Source organism: Nonomuraea sp. NPDC049400 (assembly GCF_044466425.1).
Taxonomy (GTDB): Bacteria; Actinomycetota; Actinomycetes; order Streptosporangiales; family Streptosporangiaceae; genus Nonomuraea.
The window spans coordinates 47,156-60,362 of the sequence record NZ_JBITMP010000040.1 but is presented as its reverse complement, the minus strand read 5'-3'; the positions used below and the strand labels follow the sequence as shown (position 1 = coordinate 60,362).

14 protein-coding genes are annotated in these 13,207 nt (G+C 70.1%); 9 read left to right on the top strand and 5 right to left on the bottom strand.

Going from position 1 to position 13,207, the window contains the following annotated elements; all coding sequences use genetic code 11:
- Positions 1-12: 12 nt before the first annotated feature.
- The 4 genes from ACIBVN_RS43095 to ACIBVN_RS43080 are packed head-to-tail and all read right to left on the bottom strand — an operon-like array spanning position 13 to position 1,916.
- Entirely contained in the window at positions 13-957 is a 945-nt protein-coding gene (locus ACIBVN_RS43095; protein ID WP_397146087.1) for a D-2-hydroxyacid dehydrogenase family protein, read from the bottom strand.
- Between the two features lie 35 nt (positions 958-992).
- On the bottom strand, positions 993-1,139 hold the full coding sequence (locus ACIBVN_RS43090; protein WP_397146086.1) for a hypothetical protein: 147 nt from the start codon (positions 1,137-1,139) through the stop codon (positions 993-995).
- A 51-nt stretch (positions 1,140-1,190) separates the two neighbouring features.
- Positions 1,191-1,556 carry a ClpX C4-type zinc finger protein gene (locus ACIBVN_RS43085; protein ID WP_397146085.1) on the bottom strand — a complete coding sequence of 122 codons (366 nt, stop codon included), beginning with the start codon at positions 1,554-1,556 and terminating at the stop codon, positions 1,191-1,193.
- Between the two features lie 18 nt (positions 1,557-1,574).
- Positions 1,575-1,916: a hypothetical protein gene (locus tag ACIBVN_RS43080; RefSeq protein WP_397146084.1), complete on the bottom strand. Its 342-nt coding sequence runs from the start codon at positions 1,914-1,916 to the stop codon at positions 1,575-1,577.
- A gap of 293 nt (positions 1,917-2,209) precedes the next feature.
- Between ACIBVN_RS43080 and ACIBVN_RS43075 the strand changes: the two genes are divergently transcribed.
- The 8 genes from ACIBVN_RS43075 (at position 2,210) to ACIBVN_RS43040 (ending at position 9,422) form a co-directional block, all read left to right on the top strand.
- Positions 2,210-4,048 (top strand): glycosyltransferase family 2 protein, encoded by a 1,839-nt coding sequence (locus ACIBVN_RS43075; RefSeq protein WP_397146083.1) that lies wholly within the window; start codon positions 2,210-2,212, stop codon positions 4,046-4,048.
- 70 nt (positions 4,049-4,118) lie between these two features.
- Complete coding sequence (locus ACIBVN_RS43070) at positions 4,119-5,123, top strand: energy-coupling factor ABC transporter permease (RefSeq protein ID WP_397146082.1); 1,005 nt, start codon at positions 4,119-4,121, stop codon at positions 5,121-5,123.
- A gap of 3 nt (positions 5,124-5,126) precedes the next feature.
- Positions 5,127-5,882, top strand: a complete 756-nt coding sequence (gene cbiQ, locus ACIBVN_RS43065) for a cobalt ECF transporter T component CbiQ (protein WP_397146081.1) — start codon at positions 5,127-5,129, stop codon at positions 5,880-5,882.
- Positions 5,876-6,613 carry an energy-coupling factor ABC transporter ATP-binding protein gene (locus ACIBVN_RS43060; protein WP_397146080.1) on the top strand — a complete coding sequence of 246 codons (738 nt, stop codon included), beginning with the start codon at positions 5,876-5,878 and terminating at the stop codon, positions 6,611-6,613. Before cbiQ ends, ACIBVN_RS43060 begins: the two co-directional genes overlap by 7 nt.
- 95 nt (positions 6,614-6,708) lie before the next feature.
- Positions 6,709-7,047, top strand: a complete 339-nt coding sequence (locus ACIBVN_RS43055; RefSeq protein WP_091080528.1) for an STAS domain-containing protein — start codon at positions 6,709-6,711, stop codon at positions 7,045-7,047.
- A 49-nt stretch (positions 7,048-7,096) separates the two neighbouring features.
- On the top strand, positions 7,097-7,870 hold the full coding sequence (locus tag ACIBVN_RS43050; protein ID WP_397146079.1) for an SDR family NAD(P)-dependent oxidoreductase: 774 nt from the start codon (positions 7,097-7,099) through the stop codon (positions 7,868-7,870).
- Positions 7,871-7,877: 7 nt separating this feature from the next.
- The gene (locus tag ACIBVN_RS43045) at positions 7,878-8,642 is read left to right on the top strand and encodes a crotonase/enoyl-CoA hydratase family protein (protein ID WP_397146078.1); all 765 of its coding nucleotides are present in this window, start codon (positions 7,878-7,880) and stop codon (positions 8,640-8,642) included.
- A 159-nt stretch (positions 8,643-8,801) separates the two neighbouring features.
- Entirely contained in the window at positions 8,802-9,422 is a 621-nt protein-coding gene (locus ACIBVN_RS43040; RefSeq protein ID WP_397146077.1) for a rhomboid family intramembrane serine protease, read from the top strand.
- Between the two features lie 4 nt (positions 9,423-9,426).
- On the opposite strand, the gene ACIBVN_RS43035 is transcribed toward ACIBVN_RS43040, so the two are convergent.
- On the bottom strand, positions 9,427-9,729 hold the full coding sequence (locus ACIBVN_RS43035; protein ID WP_397146076.1) for a trypco2 family protein: 303 nt from the start codon (positions 9,727-9,729) through the stop codon (positions 9,427-9,429).
- A 60-nt stretch (positions 9,730-9,789) separates the two neighbouring features.
- Between ACIBVN_RS43035 and ACIBVN_RS43030 the strand changes: the two genes are divergently transcribed.
- Positions 9,790-13,017, top strand: coding sequence for a trypsin-like peptidase domain-containing protein (locus ACIBVN_RS43030; RefSeq protein WP_397146075.1), 3,228 nt, complete (start codon positions 9,790-9,792; stop codon positions 13,015-13,017).
- The last annotated feature ends 190 nt before the right edge of the window (positions 13,018-13,207 follow it).

Sequence of the window (13,207 nt, the reverse complement as noted above, 5' to 3'; positions counted from 1 at the left end):
CAGGGGCAAGGCTCACTGAAGGCGGCGGATGGGAGAGCCGTCGAGGAAGGCGTCGATGTCCTCGACGGCCTCGCGGAAGAACGTGTGGTAGTTCAGCTCCGTCACGTACCCCAGGTGCGGCGTGGCCAGCACGTTGGGCAGCGTGCGCAGCTCGTGGCCGGCGGGCAGCGGCTCGGTCTCGAACACGTCCAGCCCGGCCCCCGCGATCCGCCCCGCCTTCAGTGCCGCCACCAGCGCCGCCTGGTCGACGATCGCCGCCCGCGAGGTGTTCACCAGGTACGCGCCCGGCCGCATCAACGACAGCTCCCGCTCCCCGATCAGGCCCCGCGTCCGGTCGCTCAGCACGAGGTGGACGGAGACGATGTCGGCCTCGGACAGCAGTGTCTCCATGTCCGGGGCGAGCCGCACGCCGAGGGCGTCCGTACGTTCCTGGGTCAGGTGCCGGCTCCACGCCACGACGTCCATGCCGAACGCCCGGCCGATCTCCGCCATCCGGGACCCGATCTTGCCGAGCCCCAGCAGCCCGAGCGTGCGGCCGTGCAGATCCGTGCCCAGGGTGCTCTGCCAGGGACCTCCTGTGCGCAGGGCCGTCGCCTCCGGCAGCAGGTGGCGGGCGAGGCCGAGGATCAGGGCCCAGGTCAGCTCGACCGGCGGGGTCGAGCTGCTGCCCGTGCCGCAGACCGTGACGCCGCGCGCCCGCGCCGCGTCCAGGTCGATGGAGGCGTTGCGCATGCCCGTGGTGATGAGCAGCCGGAGGTTGGGCAGCCGGTCGAGCACCTCTGCCGGGAACGGCGTGCGCTCCCGCATGGCGACCACGATCTCGTGGTCGTGGATGGCGGCCACGAGCTCGTCCTGGCCGGCGAAGTGGTCGCGGAAGCTCGTCGACCGCACTCTCGACCAGTCGGCCAGGCGGAGAGCCACTCCCTGATAGTCGTCAAGCACGGCGCAACGCAGCATGGTCGGTAATCCTACGAGGCGTTCGGAAAGCGCTCTTATCCGTCCCCCTGCTCCAGCTCCCCGGGTGCGTCCCGGGGAGCTGGAGCCCGCTTTTCTGCCTCTTCGTGCAGCGCCAGGATGAGAACCAGCTCCAGGTGGAGCTCCTCAAGATCGGGCGCCGCGAGACCGTCTGGCGCGCGCATGTTGGGCCTCCCTGGTTATAGGACGTCCCAGGCGCCTCAACGGTTCACGGATCAGGTCTCGGTCCTGAAACGTTCCCACGCGGACTGCCGCGTCATGCCGAGCGAGGCGCCGATGCGCTCCCAGCTGACTTCCCGGGTGCGCAGGTGCGCCACCCAGTCGCGCAGGTTGTCGTCCACCTGTGCTTGTACGGCGGCGATTTTCGGAAGGTGGTCGAGTATTTGCTCTTCGGTCATCGACTCCCACATCGGCAGCCGGGGCTCGGTGGAGGAGACGAGTCGTTCCTCTGCGAGGATTTCATTGCACAGCCCTATGCATTGGTCGCAAATGTGCACACCAGGACCGGCAATCAGCTTGCTCACATCCGAACTCTTCTTGTGACAGAAAGAGCAGCGGATCTTGTCCTTCCAGTCAGGCATGGCCTGACACTACTCCCGTCAGGCCGCACCTGACAACCCTATGTGCTCCTGCAGGATCTCCTGGCGCTCTTCGGTGATCCTGTGGCAGATCGTCACGTATGCGTTCAGCACCTTGCGGTACAGCTCGCGCGCCTGCTCCAGCTGGACGCGCAGCTCCAGGACGCGGTCCACCTCGCCGCGCTGCTCAGCCTCCGCCAGCAAGGCACGCGCCTCGTCCACTATCTCTTCGGCTCGCATCCTCGTACGGCGAAGCAGTGCGGAGCACTCGTGCAGCTCGTTCAGTCGAGCCGTCGAGGCCATGAACTCAGCAGAGTGCCCGGGCGAGTCGTGCGCCGCCCGCCTGCGGAGATCCGATCCCATTTACCGCCACCTCCCGGTCAAGGTTGCCTAACTGTAGACGCGCAACTCTCAGGAGCGGATCACTCGCCGGCGGCCGGGGGTAGCTCAATGATCCTGGTGGAGAGGTTTCTATTCCCCGGTAGGAAAACCTCGTCCCTGAAACTCGTTCGGTACCGACTAAATGTGGTACTTCGATGCCTATTAGTGGAATGCCGTAAATCTCCGTTGCTGGCAAAAGCCGGGGAGGAAGACACCCGATCCGCCCCCATGGACACCTCTGCCCGTCACATACTGAAACCAACTAGCAGCGCAACGTGACTCAGGCGGCGGTGGTGGCGATGTCGGCAACGGGGAACGATGACGACGCGGTTGACGTGAGCGTCGTCATCCCTGCGCACAACTGCCGGGCATACCTCGACAGATGCCTCACCTCCGCGCTCGTGCAGCGCGTGAAGAAGGAGCTCATCGTCGTCGACGACGGCTCCACGGACGGCAGCGGCGAGCTCCTCGACCTCTACGCCGCCTACCACAAGGACAGCGTCAAGGTCGTCCACATCGAGAGCAGCGGCGGCGCGGGCAGGCCGCGCAACGTCGGCATCGAGCACGCCACCGGCCGGTACGTGTTCTTCTGCGACGCCGACGACTATCTCGGTCCCGAGGCGCTGGAACGCATGGTCGCCATGGCCGACAGGAACGGCTCCGACATCGTCCTCGGCAAGATCGTGGGGCACGGCCGGCGGGCGCCGGTGTCGATGTTCCAGCACAGCGCCGACCGCGTGACCCTCGGCGACAGCAACGTCTACAACAGCCTGTGCTGCTTCAAGCTGTTCAGGAGGGACCTGCTCGAGCGCCACGGCATCAGGTTCGGCGAGGGCATGCTCGTCGGCGAGGACATCGTCTTCACCGTCCACGCCTACTGCCACGCCGGGGTCATCTCCGTGGTGGCCGACTACGACTGCTACCACCTCGTGTCCAGGCCGGACGGCAGCAGCATCATGCAGCAGAAGAACAGCAGGGACCCGCTGGCCTGGCTGGCCATGATCAGGCGGCCGATCCGGCTCATGGCCGAGCACGTCGAGCCCGGCCCGCTCCGCGACCACCTGCTGCGCAGGCACTTCAAACTCGACGCGTTCGCGCAGCTCGGGGTGGTGTTCCTGGAGAGCGACGACGTGCGGCGCAAGGACATCGCCCGGGAGGTGGCCGCCCTCTGCGACGAGTGGTACACGCCCGGGGTGCACGAGCTGCTCAACAGCATCGACAGGCAGCGGGCGACCGCGCTTGAGGACATCGACCGCCTGGTGCGCCTGGCCCGCATCGAGAGCGCCACCGTGCGGCGCAGGCTGACCGGGCTGCGCTGGGACGGCGACCGCCTGGTGGTGACGGGATCGGCCCGGCTGGACGGCATCAGCAGGGACGACGGGCTGGCCGTGGTGCTGCGCCCGCGGCACGACCCGGCGGCCGAGATCGTCGTCCCGGCCGAGCGGAAGGGGGGCGAGTTCACCGCCCGGGTGGACGTCTCCGCGCTCGCCTCGGGGATCTGGGATCTGCGGGTGGCGGTCGAGATCGAGGGCGTGGTGCGGTTCGGCAGGCTCGGGGCCGAGCGCGACAGCGGCGCCGGCCTCCCGCCGCCCCGGCTGATCGGCGGCATGGTGGCCCTGCCGTACTTCACCAGGGACAACGGCAATCTCAGCATCGACGTCGGCGGCCACGTGGTCGCGGTGCCCGGCACGGTGCGCCTCATCAGGACGAGGTGGGCGCTGGGGCACCGGCTGGTCGTCGACGGAGAGGTCAGCGTCGTCGGCACCGCTCCGGCGGCCTCGGCGGTCAAGCAGATCGTCTGGCGCGAGCGGCGCACCGGGTGCGAGCGGACCGAGCGCGTGCTGGCGCTGCCCGGAGGGGGCTTCGCGGCCAGGGTCGCGGTCGGCCAGCTGCCGCCCGGGACCTGGGACGCGTACCTGGAGCTCGATCTCGGCGGGCCGCCCGCGCGGTTCAGGATCGAGACCGACGCCGAGACGGTCGCGGCGCCGCGCATATGGTGGGGCGCGGGCCTGCTCAGGACCGTGCGGCCGTACGCGACCTCGGGGAAGGGGCGGCTGAGCACGGTGGTGCGGCGGCTGACGGCGCGGACGATCATCAGAAGGATCATGCGCTAATTGCCATCCATATGCAGGTGCAAGACGATGTCCTAAAGTAGGGTCGTTTGGCTCTTGCAGGAGGTTTGCCGTGCACGTACCCGATGGCTTCTTCAACGCGGCGACATCCGTGTCGGCCGGCGTCGTGGCGGCGGCCGGCGTCGCCGTCTGCCTGCGCGGGGCGCGGCGCGAGCTCGACGACAGGACCGCACCCATGGCCGGGCTCGTCGCGGCCTTCATCTTCGCCGTCCAGATGCTCAACTTCCCCGTCGCCGCCGGCACCAGCGGCCACCTGCTGGGCGGGGCGCTGGCGGCGATACTCGTCGGGCCGTACACAGGCGTGTTGTGCATGGCCGTGGTCCTGCTCGTGCAGGGTGTGTTCTTCGCCGACGGCGGGCTGACCGCGCTCGGCGTCAACATCACGATCATGGGCATCGTCACCGTGCTGGTCGGGTGGGCGATCTTCCGGCTGGTGACGAGGGTGGCGAGAGGCAAGGTCGTGGTGGCGGCGTTCCTGGGCGCGCTGGTCTCGGTGCCCGCGTCCGCGCTGGTGTTCTCGCTGCTGTTCTGGGTCGGGGGGACCGCGCCGATCGAGGTGGGCGCGGTGGCGGCGGCCATGGGCGGCGTGCACGTGCTGATCGGGATCGGCGAGGCGCTGATCACCGCGGTGACGGTCGGCGCGGTCCTCGCGGTCCGGCCCGACCTCGTGTACGGCGCCCGCGGCCTGGCCAAGCCGCTGGTCCTGCGCGGGGCCGAGGGGACGACTATCACCACCACCGCCGGCGAACAGGAGCCGGTGGCCGCGCCAGGCAGGCTCAAGCCGTTCCTGCTCGGGGGGATCGGCCTGACGCTGGTGCTGGCGGGGGTCGTGTCGTTCTTCGCCTCCTCTTCCCCTGACGGGCTGGAGGCGGTGGCGGAGAACAAGGGCTTCCTCTCGCAGGCGAGCGACCACCTGGTGACGTGGGGGCTGGCCGACTACGGCGAGGTGGGCGGCATCCCCGTCGGCGTGGCCGGGGTCATCGGCGTCGGGCTGGTGCTGCTCATCGCCGGGGCCGTGGCCTACGCCGCGCGGAGCCGTGCCAAGGTCGAGGCCTGACCCGTGGGCGCGGGGCACCATCACCAGCTCTACCTGCCGGGCGAGTCGGTCGTGCACCGGCTGCCGCCGCAGTGCAAGCTGCTGGCCGTCTTCGCCTTCGCCATCGTCGTGGTGGCCACGCCGCGCGAGCGGTTCTGGGCGTTCGCGGTCTACGCCGCTCTGCTGGGGGTCGTGGCGGTGGCGGCGAAGGTGCCGATGACGTACGTCCTGCGGCGGATGGTGATCGAGGTGCCCTTCGTGCTGTTCGCGTTCCTCATCCCGGTCATCGGGCTGGGGGAGCGGACCAGCGTCCTGGGGGTGTCGCTGAGCGTGCCGGGGCTCTGGGCGGCCTGGAACATCCTGGCCAAGGCCACGCTCGGTGTGGTCGCCTCCATCCTGCTCGCGGCCACCACGGAGCCGCGGACGATCCTCATCGGGGCACAGCGGCTCCGGCTGCCGAGCCTGCTGGTGCAGATCGCCATGTTCATGCTGAGGTATATGGACGTGATCGTGGAGGAGATGCGGCGGATGCGGGTGGCTCGGGAGTCCCGGGGGTTCGAGGCGCGCAACTTCCGGCAGATCCCGGTGATCGCCCGGTCCGCCGGGGCGCTGTTCATCCGGTCGTACGAGCGGGGCGAGCGCGTTCATCTCGCGATGCTCAGCCGGGGATACTCGGGGCGGATGCCGATTATTCAAGATATTTCGGCATCGGCCCGCCAATGGGGCATTGCTCTCGCCCTCCCGGCCATGGCCCTCGCAGTATGGGGACTCTCATGGTGAACTCTCTCGAAGTCAGGCAGCTCGCCTACGCCTATCCCGACGGCACGCAGGCGTTGTTCGGCGTGGACCTGTCGATCGGTCGCGGCGAGCGCGTGGCCCTGCTCGGCCCGAACGGCGCCGGCAAGACCACCCTCGTCATGCACCTCAACGGCATTCTCACCCCCGGTCACGGAAGCGTCACCGTGGCAGGCACCCCGGTGCGCAAGGACACGCTCAAGGAGGTCAGGCAGCGCGTCGGCCTGGTCTTCCAGGATCCGGACGACCAGCTCTTCATGCCCACGGTCCGGGACGACGTCGCCTTCGGTCCGGCCAACGCGGGCGTGCGCGGCGAGGACCTCGACCGCGTCGTCAAGGACGCGCTGGAGCGGGTCGGCATGCTGGAGGCCATCGACCGGCCGCCGCACCATCTGTCGTTCGGCCAGCGGCGCAGGGTGGCGGTGGCGACGGTGCTGGCCATGTCGCCGGAGATCCTGGTGCTCGACGAGCCCTCGTCCAACCTGGACCCGGCCGCCCGCAGGGAGCTGGCCGAGATCCTGCGCTCCCTCGACGTGACGGTGCTCATGGTCACGCACGACCTGCCGTACGCGCTGGAATTGTGTGGACGCTCGCTGATCCTCTCCGGTGGCGTTATCGCCGCCGACGGCCCCACGCGTGACCTGCTCGCGGACACAGAATTGCTGGCCGAACACCGGTTGGAGCTTCCGTACGGGTTCGCGATCCCTGCGGTATGAGGCTGGTTTCTGGCATCTCGTCCGCATCTTCGTAGTTTGTGCATGCCCAGTACCCGGGGATGTCGAAGTACAGTGGCTCATCGAGGAGGGGCCAAATGAAGCTGCGGCTTGCGCGACACGCTCTTGGCGATGCCGTGGTGGTGGCCGTTGAGGGCGAGCTCGATCTGTTCACCGCACCGTTCCTGCGCGACGAGGTGCGTGACGCCATCAAGCAGGACAGCGCCAAGCTCGTGCTCGATCTGCAGCAGTTGTCGTTCATGGACTCCAGCGGGCTGTCGGTGCTGATCGAGGCCTGGCGGCTGGCGACGGGCGAGGGCGGAGGCGTGTCCCTGGCGGCTCCCCAGGCGCCCGTGGCGCGTATTCTGCGCACGACGGGTCTCGACCGGCGCATCAAGGTGTACTCCGACGTCGACAGCGCCGTGGGCGAGATTTGACCGCACCCCGAGTAGAACTTCATTCGGTCTGCGGGTTAGGGTCCGGGATATGGACGTGAACGGATCTGCAGCAATCATCTCCGGCGGTGCCAGCGGCCTCGGTGAGGCCACGTCGCGCGAGCTGGCCCGCGCGGGCGCCACCGTGGTCGTCGCCGACCTCAACGAGGAGCGCGGCAAGGCCGTCGCCGACGAGATCGGCGGGGTGTTCGTCAAGACCGACGTGTCGGACGACGACCAGGTGCAGGCGGCCGTGGACGCCGCCGTGGCCACCGGCAAGCCGCTGCGCGTGGTGGTCAACAGCGCCGGCATCGGCTGGGCCGAGCGCACGGTCAACCGCGACGGCAACCCGCACAATCCGGCCTCCTACCGCAAGGTCATCGAGATCAACCTGATCGGCACGTTCAACCTCATGCGCATCGCCGCCGCCGCGATCGCCAAGACCGAGCCGGCCGACGAGGACGGGCAGCGGGGCGTCGTGATCAACACGGCCTCCGTGGCGGCGCTGGAGGGCCAGACGGGGCAGCTCGCGTACTCGGCCTCCAAGGGCGGCATCGTGGGCATGACGGTGCCCGCGGCGCGCGACCTGGCCGCGATCGGCGTACGGGTGAACACGATCTGCCCGGGCATCATCGACACCCCGATCTACGGCTTCTCGGACAACGCGGAGGAGTTCAAGGCCAAGCTGGTGGCGCCGGTGGTGTTCCCCAAGCGCATGGGGCGGCCCGACGAGTTCGCGCACCTGGTGCGGTCGTTGATCGAGAACGACTACATGAACGCCGAGGTCGTCCGCTTCGACGGCGGCATCCGCTTCCAGCCCAAGTGAGGTCTCGTTGTCTGACGAAGTGCTCGTCGAGGAGTCCGAGAACGTCGCCGTTATCACGATAAATCGCCCAAAAGCTCGTAATGCTGTGAACGGGGCGGTGGCGCGGGGGATCGCCGAGGCGCTGGACACGCTGGACGCTCGTCCCGACATTTCCGCTTATGTCCTTACCGGGGCCGGTGGCACCTTCTCCGCGGGCATGGACCTCAAGGGGTTCCTGTCCGGCGACTTCCCGGTGGTCGAGGGGCGCGGCTTCGGCGGGCTGACCGAGTCGCCGCCGAAGAAGCCGCTGGTGGCCGCCGTGGAGGGGTACGCGCTCGCGGGCGGTTTCGAGCTGGCGCTGTCGTGCGACGTCATCGTGGCCTCGTCGGAGGCCACGTTCGGCCTGCCCGAGCCCAAGCGCGGCCTGGTGGCGGGCGCGGGCGGCATCATGCGGCTGCCGCGCCGGATCCCGTACCACGTGGCCATGGAGATCGCCCTGACCGGCGACCACTACCCGGCCTTGCGCCTGTACGAGCTGGGCCTGGTCAACCGGATCACGTCGCCGGGTGAGGCGCTCGAGGGGGCGTTGGAGCTGGCCCGCAAGATCGCCGCCAACGCGCCGCTGGCCCTCGCCGCCACGAAGAAGGTGATCATCGAGTCCGCGGACTGGTCGCTGGAGGAGATGTTCGCCAAGCAGAGCGCGATCGTCGGGCCGGTCTTCGGCTCCAAGGACGCCATGGAGGGCGCCGCGGCCTTCGCCGAGAAGCGCCCGCCCAAGTGGAAGGGCGAATAACCGGGGGAGGGCGCGCCACCCGCGCCCTCCCCGCTGCCCGTCTCTGGGGCGGCTCCCCGCACCGGTTCGCGTGCGGCGCAACAGCGGACGCCTTTAGCGCGCGCATAAGCGTTCCTGGCTACGGTAAAGAAAGAGAAAGCGACGTACCAGGAGAGGCGCATGAGCGACTATTCGGGTTCCAGGTTCGAGTCGGCCAAGCGCGGCGCCGGGGCCCTCCTCTCCGGTGCCCTGAGCGCCCTCATCGTCGTGGTCGCCATGCTCGCCGTCATGTGGGTCGTGGAGGGCGTCGACTTCTTCCTCAACGGCACGCTCGACCGGGAGTTCGGCATCATCGGGTGGGAGCCCGACGGCCTGATCGGCATCCTGTTCGCCCCGTTCCTGCACGGCGGCTTCGGCCACCTCATGGCCAACTCGTTGCCGCTGCTGATCCTGGGCTTCCTGGCCGGGCTGCGCGACCTGCGCAAGTTCCTGTGGGCCAGCGTGCTGATCATCCTCATCGGCGGCTTCGGCACCTGGCTGACCAGCCCCGGCGTCTACACGGTCGGCGCGAGCGGCCTGGTCTTCGGCTACTTCGGCTTCATCCTGGCCCGCGGCCTGTTCGACCGCAGGCTGCTCGACATCGTCATCGCCGTCGGCGTGGGGATCGCGTACTGGGGGATCCTGGCCGGCCTGCTGCCCAACCAGCAGGGCATCTCCTGGCAGGGCCACCTGTTCGGGCTCATCGGCGGCGTGGTGGCCGGCTGGGTGCTGCGACGCAAGCGCCAGATCCCCGCCTACTAGCCGACTACCAGTCGTCCTCGTCGCCGACGTCCACCGACTCCCCGGTGCTCGTCCGCGGCGTCATCTTGATCGTCACCTTGTGCGTGACGTTCTTGGCCACCGTCCCCTTGGCGCCCACGGAGACGACCCCGAAGCGCACTCCCGCGTTGCCCGACCCCTCCTTCCGGACCTCCATGCCGAACTCGACGGTCACCTCGCCGAGCGCGAACTTCAGGTCCTCGTCCGCACCCCGCTTGCGTGCCTCCTCGAGCTGCCTCCGTAACGCGGTGATCGCGTCGTCCAGCTCCACCCATTCGGAATCGCTCACGGCGACCTCCCATCGCGGCCCACGTTTCTGGGAAAGCTAGATCGTACGTGGAGGTGGGGCGTGGTCGCTGAGTCCGCGAGAGCTGTGTACGTGCGCGCCCGGGCGGGCGACGGCCGCAAGGCGTTCGGCAGCGGCTTCCTCGTCGCCCCGTCGCTGGTGCTGACCTCGGCCCACGTGGTCGAGGACGTGGGCCAAGAGGTCATCGTCGGGCGGACCGGGCAGGAGTCGGCGGGCATCGTGGTGTGGCGGCGCCGCTCCGGAGCCGTGGACGCGGCGCTGATCCGGTTACCCGGCGCGGACGAGGGGCCCGGCAGGCGTCCGGTGCGGTGGGGGCGGCTCACCGGCACCAGACCGGGCGTCCCCTGCCAGGCCACCGGCTACCCGAGGGCGCAGCGCGAGGAGAGCGGACGGTGGGAGGAGCAGCTGTCCGGTCACGTCAATCCGGGCACCGCCGCCTCCGCCGGCCGTTACGAGATCCACGTGGACGACTCGCTGCCCAGGCCAGGGGCGCCGGGCGAGTCCCCGTGGGCGGGCATGTCCGGTGCGGCCGTCTTGTCCGCCGACGGCCGGCTCGTGATCGGCGTCGTCTCACAAGATCGCATGGCCTACGGCGGCCGTCTGGCCGCCACCCGCGCTCAGGACCTCCTGGCCGACCCGGACTTTCACGTCCTGATCAGGGAAGCGACCGGCTGCGTACCGCTGCTGGAGTCGGTGGAACTGGCCGGACTGCTGGACCCGCCCCAGGTCCGGACCGATCTCCGCTCGCCCGCCTTCCTGCTGCGCGCCGACGCCGAGGTGGTCGCCTTCCGCGGCCGGCAGGAGCTGCTGGAGGAGCTGACCGCCTGGTGCGAAGGCGGCGGGGTCTCCGTGCGCCTGCTGGCCGGCCCCGGTGGGCAGGGTAAGACCAGGCTGTCGCGGCGGCTGTTGAACAACCTGTACGAGCGCGGTTTCGTCGGCGGCCACCTGCTGTCCCGGCGCGTGGACCCGGCCGCCTACGCCGCCTTCGCGCAGACGACGGTACCGCTCATCGTCGTCGTGGACTACGCCGAGAGCCGGCATGACCAGGTGGTGCACCTGCTGGAGCAGGTGCTGCACGGCGGCGACGGGCCGGCCGTACGGATCCTGCTGCTGGCCCGCACCGCCGGGGAGTGGTGGACGCAGCTCCGCACCGGCCACCCCGACCTGGAGGCGGCGCTGTCCGGGACCGTCGTGCACACCCTCCAGCCGCTCGAACCCGACGAGGGCGGCCGCCGTGCCGCCTTCGGCGACGCCTTACGCGACCTCGCCGGCCACCTCGAACGCATCCCCGGCTTCGGCGGCCACGCATGGGCCTCGGCGGCCACGGCCATCGATCCGCCCGCCTGGCTGCGCGCCGACGCCCGCGCGTCCATCCTGACCATCCAGATGGCCGCACTCGTGGAGTTGCTGCAGTCGGGCGATCATCCGGTCGAGGTGGCGGGATCGGACGCGGTCGAGGACGTCCTGCTCAACCACGAACGCCGCTATTGGCAGCGTACGGCGGCCGCGGCGGGCCTGACGTTCAACCCCAAGTCGCTCGAACGGGCGATCGCCGCGGCCGCGCTGTGCGGTGCCGACGACGCGGCGCAGGCGGGGGCCACGCTGGAGGCGGTGCCGGGCTGGGCCGACACCGACGCCGACCGGCGGGAGGCGGCGGCACGCTGGATCCACGGCCTCTACCCGGCCCCGGCGGAAGAGTATTGGGGCGCCCTCCAGCCGGACCGGATCGGCGAGCACCTGGTCGCGACCGTCACCAGGGACACCCCCGAGCTGCTGAACGTGCTCCTGCCCGCCGCGACCGTCGAGCAGCGTCAGCGGGCGCTGGAGGTGCTGGCCCGAGCCTCGGCCCGCGAACAGGAACATTTCCGCTCGATCTTCCGCTCGCTGCTCGGCATCAGGCACTGGCACCTGGTCGTGACGATGCTCGACATCACGACGCACGCCGAACGTCCGGAGGCGCTGCGTGCCGCGCTGGCGTCCTTCGTGGAGGAAGAGGAGGGCCTTGCCTACGGCGAACTGCTCGTCCTGACGATGGCGACGCCGATGTCGACATCGGTGCTGCGCGACTTCGGCGTACGGGCGGCGGAGCGGCTGGTCGCGGTCGCCAGGGAGGACGCCCGGCGGGCGACCGCGACCGGCCGCCTGTGGCCCTTCCGCGTGCCGAAGAGGCACAGAGAGGTCGTGAGCGATCTGGCCACGGCGCTGGCCTACCTCGCCGAGCGTTACCTGGTCGTGGACCGGAAGGCGGAGGCGGTGGCCGCCGCCGAGGAATCCGTGGCACTCAACCGCCGCCTCGGCCCGGACCACACCCCCGGCCTTGCCGACGCGCTGCGGGTGTTCGCCAGCGCCTGCCCGCCCTGGCGGCAGGAGGCCGCGCTGGCAGCCGCCGAGGAGGCGGTGGCGCTGCAGCGCCGCCACATGGCCGATGCCGAGCCGGGCTCTTTCGAGAGGGAGCACTGGCAGTCGGAGCTGGCGCACGCCCTCGTCACACTGTCCACCCTGTACGAGGAGGCCGGTCGCGCCGCAGAGAGCGTGGCGGCGAGCGAGGAGGCGACCGCCATCGAGCACAGGCTCGCCGAGCTCGACCCGGACAACCACGTGCCCAGGCTCGTCTCGACGCTGACGACGGCGGCATCCAGCCGCGCCGAGATGGGCCGGCACGACGACGCGGTCGAACGCGCGGAGCGAGCCGTGGCCCTGCTCCGCGACCTCGCCGCCACCAGTCCCGACCTGCATCTGAGCAGCCTCGCCACCGAGCTCAACAACCTGTCGAATGCCTACGGCGACGCCGGCCGCCCGGAGGAGGCACTGGCGGCCATACAGGAGGCGGTGGCCGCGTTCCGCCGCCTGGCCGCCGCCTCGCCCGGCACCCGGCCAGACAGCCTGGCCGCCGCCCGTGACGGGAGAGGGCTGGACCGCCTGGCCACCGCGCTGGCCAACAACGCCATCCGGTACGCCCTGCTCGACCGGCACGCCGAGGGCCTGGCCCCGATCGACGAGGCGATCGCGATCCGCGACGGCGGGATCGGGGAGCCCGAGGCGCTGGCGCACTGCCTGTCGTTGCGCGGTGGGCTGCTGGTCGAGTGCGGGCGCCCGGTGGAGGCGATCGAGCCGCTGCTGAAAAGCCTCCACCTGCTGATCGAGCTGGACGCCGAGACGCAGGCGGCGGCGATGTGGCTGCGCGCCGCCGGGGATGCGGACCCCGAGGGGGTGTCGGCCGAGTGGCGGCGGCTCACCGGCGAGGAGGCGGACTGGGTGGACGCCCCCTGACGGGATCCCGCTTGGAGCGCCGTGCCTTTGCTGGAAAGTACGCGATCAAGGGCGCTGAAATCTCGTGGACAGGACCCCGCGGATAGCGAAAACTGAAATGCGATCGAATCGGCGCGCACATACGGGATGCGGCCGGATTCGCGGTCACTTGTTGGGAGGGCGTCATGTCGACCCGAGGAGCGGCCATCGC

Coding starts and splice junctions, on each gene's coding strand:
- ACIBVN_RS43095 (WP_397146087.1), bottom strand. CDS start 957: ATGCTGCGTTGCGCCGTGCTTGACGACTATCAGGGAGTGGCTCTCCGC.
- ACIBVN_RS43090 (WP_397146086.1), bottom strand. CDS start 1,139: ATGCGCGCGCCAGACGGTCTCGCGGCGCCCGATCTTGAGGAGCTCCAC.
- ACIBVN_RS43085 (WP_397146085.1), bottom strand. CDS start 1,556: ATGCCTGACTGGAAGGACAAGATCCGCTGCTCTTTCTGTCACAAGAAG.
- ACIBVN_RS43080 (WP_397146084.1), bottom strand. CDS start 1,916: ATGGGATCGGATCTCCGCAGGCGGGCGGCGCACGACTCGCCCGGGCAC.
- ACIBVN_RS43060 (WP_397146080.1), top strand. CDS start 5,876: ATGGTGAACTCTCTCGAAGTCAGGCAGCTCGCCTACGCCTATCCCGAC.
- ACIBVN_RS43055 (WP_091080528.1), top strand. CDS start 6,709: ATGAAGCTGCGGCTTGCGCGACACGCTCTTGGCGATGCCGTGGTGGTG.
- ACIBVN_RS43050 (WP_397146079.1), top strand. CDS start 7,097: ATGGACGTGAACGGATCTGCAGCAATCATCTCCGGCGGTGCCAGCGGC.
- ACIBVN_RS43040 (WP_397146077.1), top strand. CDS start 8,802: ATGAGCGACTATTCGGGTTCCAGGTTCGAGTCGGCCAAGCGCGGCGCC.